At 61.4% G+C, this 15,318-nt stretch carries 14 protein-coding genes; 3 read left to right on the forward strand and 11 right to left on the reverse strand.

Annotated features, from left to right (window positions below; all coding sequences use genetic code 11):
- Positions 1 to 211: 211 nt before the first annotated feature.
- From BLP99_RS22940 to BLP99_RS22960, 5 genes are all read right to left on the reverse strand, one after another.
- Positions 212 to 913 (reverse strand): ABC transporter ATP-binding protein, encoded by a 702-nt coding sequence (locus tag BLP99_RS22940; RefSeq protein WP_072387714.1) that lies wholly within the window; start codon positions 911 to 913, stop codon positions 212 to 214.
- Entirely contained in the window at positions 914 to 1,681 is a 768-nt protein-coding gene (livG, locus tag BLP99_RS22945; protein WP_072387712.1) for a high-affinity branched-chain amino acid ABC transporter ATP-binding protein LivG, read from the reverse strand.
- Positions 1,678 to 2,943 (reverse strand): high-affinity branched-chain amino acid ABC transporter permease LivM, encoded by a 1,266-nt coding sequence (locus tag BLP99_RS22950; RefSeq protein ID WP_072387709.1) that lies wholly within the window; start codon positions 2,941 to 2,943, stop codon positions 1,678 to 1,680. The genes livG and BLP99_RS22950 overlap by 4 nt, the downstream gene beginning before the upstream one ends.
- The gene (gene livH / locus BLP99_RS22955) at positions 2,940 to 3,863 is read right to left on the reverse strand and encodes a high-affinity branched-chain amino acid ABC transporter permease LivH (RefSeq protein ID WP_053153077.1); all 924 of its coding nucleotides are present in this window, start codon (positions 3,861 to 3,863) and stop codon (positions 2,940 to 2,942) included. Before livH ends, BLP99_RS22950 begins: the two co-directional genes overlap by 4 nt.
- Positions 3,864 to 4,205: 342 nt before the next feature.
- Complete coding sequence (locus BLP99_RS22960; protein WP_072387707.1) at positions 4,206 to 5,333, reverse strand: branched-chain amino acid ABC transporter substrate-binding protein; 1,128 nt, start codon at positions 5,331 to 5,333, stop codon at positions 4,206 to 4,208.
- A gap of 339 nt (positions 5,334 to 5,672) precedes the next feature.
- Here BLP99_RS22960 and BLP99_RS22965 point away from each other — a divergent pair, with 339 nt between their 5' ends.
- Entirely contained in the window at positions 5,673 to 5,978 is a 306-nt protein-coding gene (locus BLP99_RS22965; protein ID WP_072387705.1) for a DUF2288 domain-containing protein, read from the forward strand.
- A 269-nt stretch (positions 5,979 to 6,247) separates the two neighbouring features.
- Here BLP99_RS22965 and BLP99_RS22970 read toward each other — a convergent pair whose 3' ends face one another.
- Entirely contained in the window at positions 6,248 to 8,425 is a 2,178-nt protein-coding gene (locus tag BLP99_RS22970; protein WP_072387703.1) for a hypothetical protein, read from the reverse strand.
- A gap of 357 nt (positions 8,426 to 8,782) precedes the next feature.
- Here BLP99_RS22970 and BLP99_RS22975 point away from each other — a divergent pair, with 357 nt between their 5' ends.
- Positions 8,783 to 10,132, forward strand: a complete 1,350-nt coding sequence (locus BLP99_RS22975; protein WP_076405295.1) for a spinster family MFS transporter — start codon at positions 8,783 to 8,785, stop codon at positions 10,130 to 10,132.
- Positions 10,133 to 10,225: 93 nt separating this feature from the next.
- On the opposite strand, the gene BLP99_RS22980 is transcribed toward BLP99_RS22975, so the two are convergent.
- Together BLP99_RS22980 and pobA are read right to left on the reverse strand one after the other, a co-directional pair.
- Positions 10,226 to 11,743: an MDR family MFS transporter gene (locus BLP99_RS22980; protein ID WP_092181827.1), complete on the reverse strand. Its 1,518-nt coding sequence runs from the start codon at positions 11,741 to 11,743 to the stop codon at positions 10,226 to 10,228.
- A 72-nt stretch (positions 11,744 to 11,815) separates the two neighbouring features.
- Entirely contained in the window at positions 11,816 to 13,006 is a 1,191-nt protein-coding gene (gene pobA / locus BLP99_RS22985) for a 4-hydroxybenzoate 3-monooxygenase (protein ID WP_092181831.1), read from the reverse strand.
- Positions 13,007 to 13,168: 162 nt separating this feature from the next.
- Between pobA and BLP99_RS22990 the strand changes: the two genes are divergently transcribed.
- Positions 13,169 to 14,062: a helix-turn-helix domain-containing protein gene (locus BLP99_RS22990; RefSeq protein WP_092181834.1), complete on the forward strand. Its 894-nt coding sequence runs from the start codon at positions 13,169 to 13,171 to the stop codon at positions 14,060 to 14,062.
- 7 nt (positions 14,063 to 14,069) lie between these two features.
- Here BLP99_RS22990 and BLP99_RS26460 read toward each other — a convergent pair whose 3' ends face one another.
- The 3 genes from BLP99_RS26460 to BLP99_RS23000 form a co-directional block, all read right to left on the reverse strand.
- Positions 14,070 to 14,246 carry a hypothetical protein gene (locus tag BLP99_RS26460; protein WP_165887752.1) on the reverse strand — a complete coding sequence of 59 codons (177 nt, stop codon included), beginning with the start codon at positions 14,244 to 14,246 and terminating at the stop codon, positions 14,070 to 14,072.
- A 234-nt stretch (positions 14,247 to 14,480) separates the two neighbouring features.
- Positions 14,481 to 14,840 carry a DUF5064 family protein gene (locus BLP99_RS22995; protein ID WP_072387693.1) on the reverse strand — a complete coding sequence of 120 codons (360 nt, stop codon included), beginning with the start codon at positions 14,838 to 14,840 and terminating at the stop codon, positions 14,481 to 14,483.
- Between the two features lie 64 nt (positions 14,841 to 14,904).
- A partial coding sequence (locus BLP99_RS23000; RefSeq protein ID WP_441295930.1) for an amino acid kinase family protein occupies positions 14,905 to 15,318 on the reverse strand: 414 nt, incomplete at its 5' end.

The following is a 15,318-nucleotide window of genomic DNA, read 5'->3' on the forward strand; positions in this document are numbered from 1 at the left end:
CGATGTGGAGGATCCCCGTTGGGCTGCCAAGCAGCCCCGAAAAACAGCTCTGCGGTGTGTCAGGCTGATTGATGCGGCATCGCGAGGGCTGCTCGCAGCCCAACGGGGATAAACCCCCTCGCCACAGATGTATTGCTGCCTGCCATTGCATTCACTGGAAACGCCGGGCAAAAAAAACGGCCCGAAGGCCGTTTCTTTTTCTGCGACAGACTCAACCCCCCAGATACGCCTCGCGCACTTTCGGGTCGGTCAGCAGTGCTTCACCGGTGCCTTGCATCACCACCCGGCCGTTTTCCAGCACATAGGCACGGTCGGCGATCTTCAGCGCCTGGTTGGCGTTCTGCTCCACCAGGAACACCGTCACGCCATCCTTGCGCAGCTGCTCGATGATGTCGAAGATCTGCTGGATGATGATCGGTGCCAGGCCCAGGGAGGGCTCGTCGAGCAGCAGCAGCTTGGGCTTGCTCATCAGCGCACGGCCAATGGCGAGCATCTGCTGTTCACCACCGGACATGGTGCCGCCACGCTGGGTAAAGCGCTCTTTCAGGCGTGGGAAAAGGTGCAGCACCTTGTCCATCTGTTCCTGATAGTCGCCCTTGTCGGTGAAGAATCCACCCATGGCGAGGTTTTCTTCCACGGTCAGCCGGGCAAACACCCGACGGCCTTCCGGCACCACGGCAATGCTCTTGCGCATGATGTGCGACGAGTCCATGCCCACCAGCTCCTCACCCATGTAGCGGATGCTGCCGCTGTGGGCCCGGGGCGAACCGCAGAGCGTCATCAGCAGGGTGGATTTGCCGGCACCGTTGGCGCCGATCAGCGTCACGATCTCGCCCTGGCGGACTTCCACGTTGACGCTGTGCAGGGCCTGGATCTTGCCGTAGAAGGTGGAAACGTTTTCGAACTGCAGCATTTACGCTTCCCCCAGGTAGGCTTTGATCACTTCAGGATTGTCGCGGATCTGTTCCGGGGTGCCATCGGCCAGGGGCGTACCCTGGTTGATCACCACGATGTGGTCGGAGATGCTCATGACCAGTTTCATGTCGTGCTCGATCAGCAGCACGGTGACGTTGTGCTCTTCGCGCAGCACTCCGATGAGGGCCTTGAGATCTTCGGTTTCCTTGGGGTTCAGGCCGGCGGCCGGCTCGTCGAGCATGAGGATCCGCGGACGGGTCATCATGCACCGGGCGATCTCCAGGCGCCGCTGCTGACCATAGGCCAGGGTCCCGGCGGTCCGGTTGGCGAACTCCTTGAGGTTGACTTTCTCCAGCCAGTATTCGGCGTACTCCATCGCCTCGCGTTCGCTCCTGCGGAAGGACGGGGTCTTGAACAGGCCGGCAAAGAAGTTGGTGTTCAGGTGACGGTGCTGGGCGATCAGCAGGTTCTCGATCGCAGTCATGTCCTTGAACAGCCGTACGTTCTGGAAGGTGCGTACCACGCCCTTGAGGGCGATCTTGTGCCCCGGCAGGCCCTGGATCGGCTGGCCGTCCAGCAGGATGGTGCCGCCGGTGGGCTGGTAGAAACCGGTCAGGCAGTTGAACACGGTGGTCTTGCCCGCGCCGTTCGGCCCGATCAGCGCCACGACCTGTTTTTCCTTGACGGTCAGGGCCACGCCATTGACCGCCAGCAAGCCGCCGAAGCGCATGCTCAGATTTTCGACCTTGAGGATCTCGCGGCTCATTTGTGCGGCTCCGCTCTTAGTTTGAGTTCGGGGCGTTGCATAGGCAGCAGACCTTGAGGACGCCAGATCATCATCAGCACCATCAAGGCGCCGAACATCAACATGCGGTATTCACTGAATTCACGCATCATTTCAGGCAGCAGGATCATCACGATCGCGGCCAGGATCACACCCAGTTGCGAGCCCATCCCGCCCAGCACGACGATGGCGAGGATGATCGCCGACTCGATGAAGGTGAAGGATTCCGGCGTCACCAGGCCCTGGCGGGCAGCGAAGAAGCTGCCGGCGAAACCGGCGAACGCGGCACCGAGGGTAAAGGCCGAGAGCTTGATCACGGTTGGATTGAGGCCCAGGGCCCGGCAGGCGATTTCATCTTCGCGCAATGCTTCCCACGCACGGCCGATGGGCATGCGCAGCAGGCGGTTGATGACGAACAGCGCGGCCAGGGCCAGCAGCAGTGCGACCAGGTAGAGGAACACCACCTTGCTCACCGGGTTGTAGGTCAGCCCGAAGAACTGGTGGAAGGTCTGCATGCCCTCGGCCGCGGTGCGGTCGAAGCTCAGGCCGAAGAACGTCGGCTTGGGAATGTTGCTGATGCCGTTGGGGCCGCCGGTGAGGTCGGTGAGGTTACGCAGGAACAAGCGGATGATCTCGCCGAAGCCCAGGGTCACGATGGCCAGGTAGTCGCCCCGCAGCCGCAGCACCGGGAAGCCCAGCAGGAAGCCGAAGGTGGCCGCCATCAAGCCGGCGATCGGCAGGCAGATCCAGAAGCTCAGGCCCAAATAATGGGACAGCAGCGCGTAGCTGTAGGCACCGACCGCGTAGAAACCCACGTAGCCCAGGTCCAGCAGCCCGGCCAGGCCGACCACGATGTTCAGGCCCAGTCCCAGCAGGACATAGATCAGGATCAGCGTGGCGATATCCACCGCGCCCCGGGAGCCGAAGAACGGCCAGACCAGGGCAACCACGATCAGGCCGATGATGATCTGGCGCTGGGTGCGTGGCAGTGTCAGGAACTGGCTGACCTTGGGTGAAACCAGCGGTCCGCGGTTGGAACGCAGCAGCGTGCCGACCTGTTGGCTGAACAGCACCCGCAGGAACATCAGTACCGAGCACAGGGCAATCACGCTCAGTGTCAGGGGACCGGTGCCGTGCACTTCGAGGTTGACCCCGACGATGCTCAGCTTGAGGCCCAGCACGGGGAAGGCCACGGCCCAGACCAGCGCGGCGCTGAACAGCGCCTGTTTAAGATATTTGTTCATACTTTCTCAACCTCCGGACGGCCCAGGATGCCGGTCGGCCGGAACAACAGGACCAGGACCAGGAGACCGAACGCCACGACGTCCTTGTACTGGTCACCAAAGATATCGGCGCCGAACGCTTCGGCCACCCCGAGCACCAGCCCGCCGAGCATCGCGCCCGGGATGCTGCCGATGCCACCCAGTACCGCCGCGGTGAAGGCCTTGAGGCCCACCAGGAAACCGGCGTTCGGGTTGATCACCCCGTACTGCATGCTCAGCAGTACAGCGGCGACAGCCGCCAGTGCGGCCCCGATGACGAAGGTGAGGGCGATGATGTTGTTGGTGTTGATGCCCAGCAGGTTGGCCATCTTGATGTCCTCGGCGCAGGCGCGACAGGCGCGGCCAAGGCGGGAACGGGAGATGAACAGGGTCAGCCCGAGCATGGCGACCAGGGTCACGACGAACACCAGGATCTGCATGTAGGACACCAGCACTTCTTCGGCGCCGCCCGGGCCGAAGGAGAAGCTCCCCGGGATCAGGTTGGGAATCGACTTGTCCTTGGAGTCCTGGGACAGCAATACGGTGTTCTGCAGGAATATCGACATGCCGATGGCGGAAATCAGCGGGATCAACCGGTTGCTGCTTCGCAAGGGACGATAGGCAACGCGTTCGATACTGTAGCCATAGGCACTGGTTACGATGATCGACGCCACGAACGCGGCGGTCATCAACAGCGGCAGTGAGTCGATGCCCATCATGGCCAGCCCGGCAAGGGCGATGAAGGCCACGTAGGAACCGATCATGTAGACCTCGCCATGGGCGAAGTTAATCATTCCAATGATGCCGTAAACCATTGTGTAGCCAATGGCTATCAAGGCATAGGTGCTGCCAATGGTCAGGCCATTAACCAGCTGTTGGAAAAAATGATAGATCTCAGGCATTACAGCGCTCCTAAAAACCCGATACGCATTTCACTGGTGGAGTCATGTTCCGGCCCGGTGCTGTGTTCTCTGATCACATTTGCTCCGAGCGTTTGCCAGCGAACCGCTGGTGACGGTTTTAAGATTTTCAGGTGAACCAGCGCCCGGATCGCGGGTGCCTGGCCCATAAACCTCGTAAAACAAAGCCCACTGCTTGCACAGTGGGCTTGTTGACCATGAGTGTCCTGTATCACGAGTACTGTTCCTTATGGCGGCGTCTGTAGTCGTCATGCTGCGTTGCCTGACGACTACAGCCACTCGTCAAAAAAGAACGTATCTGTGAGCCAGGACACCAGGCCTGGCTTACTGAGGGGAGACTTCAGTCTTCGGCTTGTTGAAGTGCCATTCGTAGACCACGAACTTGAAGTCCTTCAGGTCGCCCTTCTCGTCGAACGACAGGTCGCCGGTCGGCGTCTTGAAGGTGCCCTTGTGGATGGTTTCGGCAACCTTGGCAGTGTCGTCGCTCTTGGCGGCCTTGATGCCTTCGGCGATCAGTTGGACCGCGGAGTAGGCCGGGAACACGAACGGACCGCTTGGATCCTTGCCGTCGGCCTTGATGGCATCGACGACGGCCTTGTTCGCCGGGTCGGCATCGAAGGACTTCGGCAGGGTCACCAGCAGGCCTTCGGAAGCGTCCTGGGCGATCTGGGAGATGGAGTCGTTGCCGACGCCTTCAGGCCCCATGAACTTGGCTTTCAGGCCCTTTTCCTTGGACTGACGCAGGATCAGGCCCAGTTCAGGGTGGTAGCCACCGTAGTAGACGAAGTCGACATTGTTCTGCTTGAGGCGCTGGATGATCGAGGAGAAGTCCTTGTCACCGGCGTTCAGGCCTTCGAACACAGCCACTTTCACGCCTTTGGCTTCGAGGGTTTTCTTCACGGCGCTGGCGATACCTTCACCGTACTGCTGCTTGTCGTGCAGGACAGCCACGACTTTCGGCTTGACGTGGTCGGCGATGTAGTTGCCGGCGGCAGGGCCCTGGGCGCTGTCCAGGCCGATGGTGCGGAAGATCATCTTGTAGCCACGGGCGGTGATGTCCGGGCTGGTGGCGGCCGGGGTGATCATGATCACGCCTTCGTCTTCGTAGATGTCCGAAGCTGGCTGGGTGGAGCTGGAGCACAGGTGGCCGACGACGAACTTGACGCCATCGTTGACCACTTTGTTCGCCACGGCGACGGCCTGTTTAGGGTCGCAGGCGTCGTCGTATTCCTTGACTTCGAGCATCTTGCCATCGACGCCGCCCTTGGCGTTGATGTCCTTGACGGCTTGTTTCGCGCCAACGAATTGCATGTCGCCGTACTGGGTGACCGGACCGGTCTTCGGACCGGCGATGCCGATCGTGATGGTGTCGGCGGCGAACGAATGGCTGGCAACCCCGGCCAGAACCATAGCGGCAAACAGTTTGGAAATCTGCTTAGTAGCCTTAGTCATAGTGCTCCACTCATGCTGTTGTAGTTTTTATAGTCCTGGCGCCGCAGCGGCAGAACCGGGTCAGATATGCTGGATATCCCCACGGAAAATGCCCCCGGCAACTGTACCGGTACAGTGTAGAGCGCCCCTTGTTGGCAAGGGAAGCTGGCACTCGGGGACAAAATCAGGGGTTGTCGCTTTATTGAAAGAAAAAGACAGAATAGCGGCGGGTGTTGTCCGGTCTGATCGGCAATCCCTGGCCATGCTGCGTTTTTCAATCGTCACTCCAACTGCAACCGGGTTTTTCTGCCAGACCACCGACGTTATCATTCGCGCCGATTTCTTTTCCGGACAGTGCCCATGAATCAAGAACCTAGCACCCTCTATGCCAAGCTGCTCGGGGAAACTGCATCCATCACCTGGAAGGAGCTGGAACCGTTCTTCGCCAAGGGTGCCCTATTGTGGGTCGACCCGGCACTGGATTTGATCGCCGCCGCCGAGGCCGTGGCCCAGGACGAAGGGGACAAAGTCGCCGCCTGGCTGGCCGCCGGGCACGTCGCCAAGCTCTCTGAAACGCGGGCGCTGGATTTCGTGGAGCGCGATCCGCTGCTCTGGGCGGTGGTGGTTTCTCCCTGGATCATGATCCAGGAAAGGGCGTCGAATTGATCGGTGCACCAAACCAGGTCAATGCCATGACCTGGAAAAAGTGTGTAGCTGAGTAGCGTGACAGCAGCCTGCCGTGGCGAAACGCCACAGGACAGGCTGACGTATACGTAACGGGAACAGTTCATCGAGCAGCCTTTGGGCTGCTCAATTGTTTCTGGATGTTGTGCCGGTGATGGAGTCAAAGCTGGCTCCCACAGTGGGCCTTGTTCACAGGGCCTTGTGAAGCGAGCCAGCTCGCGGTCGAGGCGACGCGGTCTGCGTACCTGGCCTCAGTAAGTCCTGCCGGTGTGGTTGTTCAAGGAAATGACCTTGGTCTTGCCGATGCGGTGACGGTAGATCTCGCGCAGGTACTTGATGGCCTTCTTCACGCAATCACGGGACAGGCGGATATCGTTGATCGACACGAACTTCTCCTTGTCGCTGATCAGCTCGCGGTATTTCTTTTCGTACATCGGCTTGATCGCATACCAGTTGGTGTCGAGGATCTTCGCCGGGTTCTCGAATTCGTTGAGCAGGTCGTCGATCCGTTCCTCGTCGAAGTCTTCGTTGATGATGAAGTCCAGGATCGAGTTGTCCAGGGTGTCGTCGAAGCGATACGGGTTGCGGGCGAAGCAGCGCTTGATGAAGGCCACGATCAGCGTCAGGAAATCGTCCGACAGGCATGGGCTCTTGGCGATCAGTGTGGTCAGCGACAGGTTGGCCGACGCGCCGATCACCAGGGCGTAGCGCTTGAGGGTGGTGTTGGGGAACAGGCTGTTGAGATGGGTCTTGAGCCGGTTCAGGTCCATATAGGACAGCTTGTAGTCCTTGGGCAGCGAGACGATGGACACCACCGACGAGCAGTTCTTGAAGAAATGCAGGTCGTGCAGGGCCGCGGCATCGTAGCCGGAGTTCTTGTACTGCTCCAGCGAGGCCCGGTAGCGCTTGGATTCGATCGGCAACAGGCTGATGCCCTCGATGGCCTGGGTCACCTTGTTGAAGTGCGGCAGGTCGATGGAGCGGAAGAACAGGTCATCGATGTTCAGGCGTGGCGGTTCCTTGTCGAACACCTTGAACTTGTCGTTGCTGGGCGCCGGGGTTTCCGGGACGACGGACTCGGCGTAGGCGATCGCCACCGGGCCGGCCAGGCTCATGAACAGGTCGTTGGCATCCAGGCGGATGGTTTCGCCGATGTCGATGCCGGCGCGCCGGAAATAGTTCTGGTCGTAGTCGGTGGTCACGGCCTGGGCCGTCAGAATGTTGAAGATCTGCTGGGAGATGTACTGGTTGGCGTGCTTCTCCATGGCATTGACATCGATGTTCTGGATGTTGCCGTCATCGCTCTCTTCGGCGTAGCGCATGATGTCGTTGGAGATCAGCATCATGGCGTTCCAGGGGCGGATGCGGCCCATGACACTGGCTTCGCTGCTGTCTTCATTGGCGAAGTTGTACGAGAAATCCCATTCTTCCGAGAGGTATTTGCACAGCAGGCGTCCGGCGTTGATGTGCAACGCTTCGGACATTTCGCTGCGGTGATCGGAAATATTCGGCAGTACGCAAATGCCGCTGGTGAAGATCGGCTCGAAGACGAAGGAATGACCGCTCTTGCTGTCGTGCTCGTCCATGGGCTTGGTGTCGAACGTCTTGTTCATGTACGAATACTGCTGGGCCAGGCCGAACTCCGAGGCCATGCCCGAACCTGTACCGCCGCCGGCACTGAAGATCGAGAAATACAGGCGCGACTGGTTGGCCTTGATGCCGCAGCTGTCGATCAGGTACGAGTGGATCATTTTCCAGTCGGGGCTGGAGAAACGCTGGGTGTCCTTGTTCAGGATGATCTTGGCCAGGTACTGGCCCAGGATCGGCGCGTTACCGGCGCCACCGGCATGGACTTCCGACAGGTCCATGATCTTCATCTTGCTGTAGTCGCGCAGGAAGCCGCTTTTTTCACCCTTGCGCGAAAAGCGGATGCGCCCGGCGATGTCCTTGTCCAGGTCGCCGAGCATCACCAGGGGCTCCACCAGGAATACCGGTTTGGTCGCCTTGCCGGTGCCCAGGCGCAGGTTGTTGCGGATCCACTGCGCGGGACGATAGCCCTTGTCGCTGTAGGCCTTGTCTTCGGCGTTGAATTCGTTGAGGTAGAACTTGCGGGCGTTGTACACCAGCTCCGCCACGTCCAGGGCAATGTTGGAACCGCAGCGCCCGAGACCGATCAGGCACACCGACGGGAATTCCTGCTGGCCGCGTTCGCTTTCCTCGTCCACCAGGTGCGGGGGGCGCGGGAAGACCGTGTCACGCAGGCCGTCGAGGTTGTCGAGGATACGGTCGGTGTTGGTTTCGGTGAAATACAGATACTGCTGGGTCGACAGGGAACGCAGGCCCCCCGGCGACTTTGAGGTTTCAGGGCCGTTGGCGGCCGGGCTCAGGGTCAGATCGGATAACGCAGTGGAGGTTTTTTTTGAGGTCATGGTGCGCGTATGCCTGAGCTGTTCGGCTCGACAATCGTTGTCATCGAACCATCGCTGATGGGAGCTCGCGCCCTGGTTGGCGCGAAGGTCGGCCCAAGCGTTCAGGACAGCAGCCTGACAGCGCTCGGGTAAATCTATTCATGTTGGATCGGCCAGCGAGTGATGATCTTTAATCAGGATTGGGCAAAATGATGGCAATTGTCACAGTCACTAGATTGCCGTCAATAAACCCGCCGCACCCATGGCCCGGTATCAGCGGGGCGAATGATTGGAGACAGCCCGCGCTGCGCTATCTAGATTGCAGATTCAGGGCCCGGATGCCTCGCCGTCGCCCCATAACAATAAAGAGACGGACCCATGCAGAACTCGACCCAAGCGGCGAATGCCTGGCGCATTCTGTTCCTGTTGTTCCTGGCCAACCTGTTCAATTTCTTCGACCGCACCATTCCCGCCATCATCATCGAGCCGATCCGCATGGAATGGAGCCTCAGCGACTTCCAGATCGGCATCATCGGCACGGCGTTCACCATCGTCTATGCCCTGGCCGGCCTGCCTTTGGGACGCATGGCCGATACCGGCTCGCGCAGCCGGCTGATGGGCTGGGGACTGGCGGCCTGGAGCGGGTTGACGGCGGTCAATGGCCTGGTGGGCAGTTTCTGGGCGTTCCTGGTGGTGCGCATGGGGGTGGGCATTGGCGAAGCCAGTTATGCACCGGCGGCCAATTCGCTGATTGGCGACCTGTTCCCGGCTCATCGCCGGGCGCGGGCCATGGGGATCTTCATGCTGGGCCTGCCGATCGGGCTGCTGCTGGCGTTCTTCACCATCGGTGCGATGGTCAAGGCCTTCGACAGCTGGCGCGCCCCGTTCTTTATCGCCGCGGTACCGGGATTGGTGCTGGCGGTGTTCATGTTCTTCATCAAGGAGCCCAAGCGCGGTGCGGCGGAGACCGTGCAGGTGTCCCAGGAAAAAGTCGACCGGCCGGTGCGTCGGGTATTGGCCATTCCGACTTTCCTGTGGCTGGTGCTGGCGGGGTTGTGCTTCAACTTCGCGACCTATGCCTGCAATTCCTTCCTGGTGCCCATGTTGCAACGGTATTTCCTGATGCCGCTGCACGAAGCGGCGGTCGCCACGGGGATCATGGTGGGCGTGACCGGCTTGTTCGGGCTGACCCTGGGCGGCTGGGTCGCCGACAAGATTCACCAGCGCGTGCCCAACGGTCGCCTGCTGTTCGGGGCATTCAGCCTGGCTATTTCCACGATCACCACGGCGTGGGCGTTGCACGCCGGACGTATCGAAATCGGCGTGTTCGTGGCGGTGTTCAGCGTGGGCTGGTTGTTTGCCTATAACTTTTATACCTGTGTCTACACCGCGATCCAGGACGTGGTGGAGCCACGCTTGAGGGCCACGGCGATGGCACTGTATTTCGCCGGCTTGTATCTGTTGGGCGGTGGCCTGGGCCCGGTGGTGGTCGGCGGCCTTTCCGATTATTTCGCGCGCACGGCCATGGCGGCCGCGGGCGTCGATCAGATGACCGAAGCGTTCAAGGCCATCGGCCTGCATGACGCGATGTACCTGATACCGGTGGCCCTGTTGCTGACCATGCTGTTCCTGTTCCTGGCGTCACGTTGCTTCGTGCGCGATGCCAAGCGGATGAAGGACGGCATGAGCGCCGAGGCGGCGCCGGAAGTCGTGCCGGCGACGGCTTGATGGCACCGGACTCAGCTCCGATGATGAGCCGGATTCTGTGGCGAGGTGATAAATCTCCTCGCCACAGGTTTGTGCTTGGCGACGAGATGGTGCCTAGCGAACCTTCTCGTCCCGGCCGCGCAGCAATCGGTTGGGCATCGCCACTGCCGCTGCCAGCCCGAGCAACGACACCGCCGCGCTGATCAACAGCAGATTCCTGAACGTCCCCTGCAAACCCTGGCGCAGGGCCTGCTGCGCCTGGCCCGGGGCGGCGTTCAGACCGTCCAGCAAGACATTGCCGGAATGTCCTTCGCCCATCGGTGATGCGCTGGCGAGCTGGGCCAGGCTGGAATCCTTCAGCAAGGCCAGCAACAGCGCCGACATCAACGCCACGCCCACCGCTGCGCCGAGGGAGCGGAACAGGTTGGTGGTGCTGGTGGCCACGCCGATGTCCGCCTGTTGCACGGAGTTCTGCGAACCCACCAATGAGGTCGGGAACTGCATGCCGGAGGCGATGCCGCTGAGCAGCATGAACAGGCTGCTGAGCCAGAACGCATCGGGCGGGGTGAGCGCCATGCCGAGGATGGCGAACGGAAAGAGCAGGGCACCGCTGAGGATCATCGGTTTGTAGCGCCCCGTGACCGAAGTCCGGCGCCCGGCGAAATAGGCGCCTATGGGCAGTCCCATCGCCAAGGGCAACAGGTGCAACGCCGCACTGTCGGCACCCGCGCCGGTGACGCTCTGAAAGCGCAACGGTACCAGCACGGTCAGGGAAATCGCCTGGAAGCTGGTGAAAAACACCGTGCACCAGCACAGCACCGCGCTGCGGTTGAGGAACAGGTGCATGGGCAGCAAGGGTTCCCGCGCCCGGTTTTCGTGCCAGACGAACATCGCCAGGGCCACCACCGCGCATCCCAGCAGCCCCAGCACATCGCGGCTGTGCCAGGCGTGGCCCTGGCCGATCTGAGTAATGCCCAGCAGCAATGCGGTCAGGCCGATGACCAGCAGCACGGTGCCCAGGTAATCGATGATGGGAATGCGTTTCGGCACCGGCAGCCCGACCAGCGTCCGCCGGGCCACCCACCAGGCCGCCAGGCCCAGGGGCAGGTTGATCCAGAACACCCAGCGCCATGACAGGTATTCGGTCATGTAGCCGCCCAGCACCGGCCCGGCCACGCTGGCCACCGCATACATGCTGCTGAAATAGCCCTGGTAGCGACCCCGCTCCCGGGGCGGCACGATGTCGCCGATGATCGCCTGGCTCACGGAAATCATCCCACCGGCACCGATGCCCTGGACAATCCGCGCCAGCACCAGCTGTTCCATGCTTTGGGCCAGGCCGCAGAACAGCGAGGCCAGGGTGAACAGGCCCATGCCGAACAGCATCAGTGGCCGCCGCCCATAAATGTCGCCGAGCTTGCCGTAGATCGGCACCGCCACGGTCATGGCCACCATGTAGCCGGAGATCACCCAGGCCAGCAGGCTGAGGTCCTTGAACTGTGCGGAAATAGCCGGCATCGAGACGGCGACGATGGTCTGGTCCAGGGCGCCCAGGAAAATCGCCAGCATCAGCGCCACCAGTACGCTGCGAATGGCGGGCTTGGGAGCTTGAGGCATGTTGAGCTGAGTCACGGTAGAACCTGCGGGCTTCACACGAATGCCCTGGCGAATGGAACGAAGCCCGCAGTTTAAGTCGGTAGCCGGCTATTCGATAGCCTCATAAGGAAGTCCGACATAATTTTCCGCGATGGTTTTGCGCCCGGCCTCGGAGTCGACGAAGTATTCCAGCTCCGCTTGGCTGATGCGCTGGTCGAAGGCATCGTCGTCAAAGCGGTGCAGCATCGACGTCATCCACCAGGAGAAGCGCTCGGCTTTCCAGACCCGCCGCAGGCAGATGGCCGAATACTGCTGCAGCAGATCCACGCGTCCTTCGCGATAGACCTTGAGCAGGATGTTGAACAGCGTGCTGACGTCGCTGGCCGCCAGGTTCAGCCCCTTGGCGCCGGTGGGCGGGACAATGTGGGCAGCGTCCCCCACCAGGAACATGCGCCCGTATTGCATGGGCTCGACCACGAAGCTGCGCAGTGGCGCGATGCTTTTTTCGATGGAGGGGCCGGTCACCAGCGCCTCGGCCAGGTCGGCGGGCAGGCGACGCTTGAGTTCGGCCCAGAAACGTTCATCCGGCCAATCGGCCACCTGCTCCTGCGCGGGCACCTGCAGGTAATAGCGGGTGCGGGTTCGCGAGCGCATGCTGCACAGGGCAAAACCGCGTTCGTGGCGGGCGTAGACCAGCTCTTCATGGACCGGTGGCGTGTCGGCCAGGATGCCGAGCCAGCCGAACGGGTAGACCCGCTCGAAGACCTTGAGGTTTTCCGCCGGGATCGACTGGCGCGCCACGCCGTGGAAGCCGTCGCAGCCGGCGATGTAGTCGCAGTCCAGGCGCCAGGCCTGCCCCTGATGCTCGAAGGTGACGAAGGGGTGCTCGGTCTGCATGCCATGGGGCTGGGCCTTTTCGACCTTGTACAGCGTGCGGCCGCCGCTGGATTGCCGCGCAGCCATGAGGTCGCGGGTCACCTCGGTCTGGCCATAGACCATCACGTTCTTGCCGCCGGTCAGGCCCTTGAGGTCGATGTGCACTCGACGGCCATTGAGGGCCAGTTCAAAGCCGTCGTGGGGCAGGCCTTCGGCATCCATGCGCTGGCCGACGCCGGCCTGGCGCAGGAGCTCGGCCATGCCTTGTTCCAGCACCCCTGCGCGAATGCGGCCCAGGACATAGTCCGGGGTCTGGCGTTCGAGGATCAACGTGTCGATTCCGGCATTGTGCAACAATTGGCCAAGCAGCAGTCCAGAGGGGCCGGCGCCGATGATGGCGACTTGAGTCTTGAGGGTTTTCATTGTTGTTATGGCTCTCACGAAGCACGCGACCGGGGTCGGTGATGATGGGTACGTGCATTTTTCGCTTGCGAACCTGTCGATTGAAGGGGAAAACTGAGCCGATTCCTGTACTTTCTGCCAATCGGTGCGATTATCGCCCGCAACCCGAGGCCGATCCTCGTTATGAAAACAACCGACCTGCCTTCGATCCCGGTGTTCAAGCTCTACGGCGAAAGCCAGGATTGGCCGACGCCGGATCTTCTGCACTGCGAAACCATTTCCAAGCGCAGCCGCGAGCATCAATGGGAGATCAAGCCCCACCGGCATGCCGATCTCTGTCAGTTGCTGTTCGTCTACAAGGGCCAGGCGGAGCTGGAAATCGAGGGTCAGCGCACGCAGCTCGAACCGCCGGCGGTGCAGATCCTGCCGCCGCTGTCGGTCCACGGCTTTCGTTTTTCCGAGGATGTGCAGGGTTATGTGGTGACCCTGGCGGCACCGCTGGTGACGCACCTCCAGGCGCAACTGGGCCATTCGGTGAATATCCTGGCCCAGGCCGACAGCTACCCGGCCGGGGACAACGCCGAATACCTCAACAGCCTGTTCAGTGCCTTGCAGGACGAGTACATGGGCCATCAGCCGGCCCGGGAAATGCTCATGCATGCGCTGGTCAGCGTGATCATGGTCTGGGTCAGTCGCCAGGTGATGCAGCGGCGCACCAAGGCCCAGCGTCCGCAGCGGGCCCGGGAATACCTCAACGGGTTCATCCAGCTGGTGGAAGAAACCTATCGCCAGCACGTCAAGGTCGAGGACCTGGCCCATCGCCTGGGCATCTCGGTCTCGCACCTCAACGGCACCTGCCGCGAGCTGGCCGGGCAACCGGCCCTGCAGATCATGCACGAGCGTCAGCTGCTGGAGGCCAAGCGGCTTTTGACCTACACCGGCATGACCATCTACGAGATCTCCGAGTTGCTCGGGTTTTCCGACCCGACCAACTTCACTCGCCTGTTCCGCCGGCGGGTAGGCATTTCACCCAAGGCCTTCCGAGACCGCCTCAAGACCGATCAGCAGGACGACTGAGTCCGCTTTAGCGCAGGGCGTTCAGAGTCGCGTTGTGGGGAATGCAGCGCTCCAGGTTGCAGCTGGCGTATTCGCGGGGCTGCTGCCTGGCCTGTTCGACCCGATAAGCCGCCGTTCCATACAGCGCAAGCGTGGCGGCGCAGGTCACGAAAACGGCGAGGCGCCTTTTGGTTCTGATGTTCATGGCGGTGACCTCTGAACGAATACCCCGGGGGTACTGTTTTCAGCATAGGTCAGCCGTGGCGGGTTGCCAGTCAGGCAGCGGGTGTGTTTAACCCGATATTCAGGGCACTGATAGCTCCTGTGGAAGCGAGCTTGCTCGCGATCAAGGTGGGTCAGTCACTCTGTGTCTCGACCGATCAACCGCTATCGCGAGCAAGCTCGCTCCCACAGGGGATTGGGGGGGCTTTTGACCGGGTTATGCCAGGTGTTCTGGCTTCATGGGCTCGCCCGGCTTGATGTCCAACTGCTTGCGCACATCGTCGAACATTTCGTCGTAGTACTTGTGCATCGAGCCAATGCTCGCCTGCTTGGGCAGGCCATATTTCTGCGCGATGCGCGTGGCATGGCGGGCGAAGTCGAAGGCCTGGTCCCTGGCCAGGAAAAACGTCTCGTCCACGCTCTTGTCTTCCACCGTGCCGTGCAATCGAAACGACATGCCCCGGCCCTCCTTGGGGTCCTGGGCAATTTCGTAATCGATGCAGAGGTTGTAGCTGAAGTCGTCCTTGTTCAGCGCATGGCGCTCCATATGCAGGTGACCGGGCTGGAACATGGCCATAAGCGTCTCTCCTTCGAAGGCGTGGGAGTAGGGCAGACCTCGGATCTGCCCCGCAAGTTTCCCGTTATCGATAAGTAATGCCGGCAGTGGCCGTGCTGATACGCGTGCCTGCAGTGCCCTGGACGATGGCGTCGATGTCCGCCAGTGCGCCGATCACCGCGACCTTGCCGGTGTTGCGGGCAAATTCGCAGGCTGCCTGGACCTTGGGCCCCATGGAGCCGGCGGCGAAGCCGAGCCTGTCCATTTCGTCCGGGTGGGCCTGGGCGATGGCTTTCTGGGTTGGCTTGCCGTAGTCGATGAACGCGGCGTTGACGTCGGTGGCGATCACCAGCAGGTCGCTCTCCAGCTGTTGGGCCAGCAGCGCCGAACACAGGTCCTTGTCGATCACCGCTTCGACGCCCTGCAGCTTGCCGTGGGCGTCGTACATCGTCGGGATGCCGCCGCCACCGGCGCAGATCACGATGCTGCCTTTTTCCAG

Origin of the sequence: Pseudomonas sp. NFACC32-1 (assembly GCF_900101215.1) — a bacterium.
GTDB lineage: Bacteria > Pseudomonadota > Gammaproteobacteria > Pseudomonadales > Pseudomonadaceae > Aquipseudomonas.